1 protein-coding gene is annotated in these 825 nt (G+C 58.9%); it reads right to left on the bottom strand.

What is annotated here, in order from left to right:
- Positions 1–720 (bottom strand): IS256 family transposase (locus tag NG99_RS16835; protein ID WP_034895453.1); only part of this gene is annotated, 720 nt, incomplete at its 3' end.
- Positions 721–825 lie beyond the last annotated feature (105 nt).

Here is an 825-nt window from a genome sequence, read left to right as displayed (position 1 = left end):
GAACACCTGCTGTATCGCTGCCTTCAGGCCGCTGTGCGAGTCGGAGATAACCAGCTTAACGCCCTCCAGCCCGCGTTCTTTAAGGCTCAGCAGGAAGGCCAGCCAGAAGGCTTTGGCTTCTGACTCGCCGATACCCATTCCGATAATCTCCCGGCGACCGTCCGAGTTGACCGCGCAGGCGATTATAACGGCCACGCTGACCACCCGGCCATTCCTGCGAACCTTCACATAAGTCGCCTCCAGCCACAGGTAGGGCCATTCACCCTCCAGCGGTCGCTGCATGAAGGCCTGCACGCGCTCATCGATACCGCGGCAGATGGACGACACCTGGCTGCGGGAGATGCCGGTCATCCCCATCGACTGGACCAGCGCGTCAACCTTGCGGGTGGCGACGCCGTTTATCCACGCTTCCTGGATAACCGCGTTCAGCGCCTTCTCTGACAGCCTGCGGGCCTCAAGGAAGGACGGGAAGTACGAACCTTCCCGCAGCTTCGGGATACGCAGGTCGAGGGTGCCCAGGCGGGTGTTGAACTGGCGGTCACGATAGCCGTTGCGGTAGGTCTCCCGCTCGTCACTGCGCTCATGGGGCTCCGCGTTGATACGCTGGGTAACGTCCGCGTCCATGATGCGGTTGAGCATAAATTCGGTGAGCTCACGCAAAAAGTCCTCACCGCCGAGTTGCATCAGAGTGTTACTGAATGTCATGCTGTTGTCAGCCATCGGTTGGCTCCTTTTAAGATAATGTCTTCGTAACCATTACCTTACCGGAGAAGCCGATGGCTCTCACCATTTTCCCGAATTTACACCACGCCCTAAGACTCTACC

The sequence above is a fragment of the Erwinia typographi genome, from assembly GCF_000773975.1.
Taxonomy (GTDB): Bacteria; Pseudomonadota; Gammaproteobacteria; order Enterobacterales; family Enterobacteriaceae; genus Erwinia; species Erwinia typographi.
Note: the sequence above shows the minus strand (reverse complement) of the source record. Positions and strands in the feature narration are given on the sequence as shown.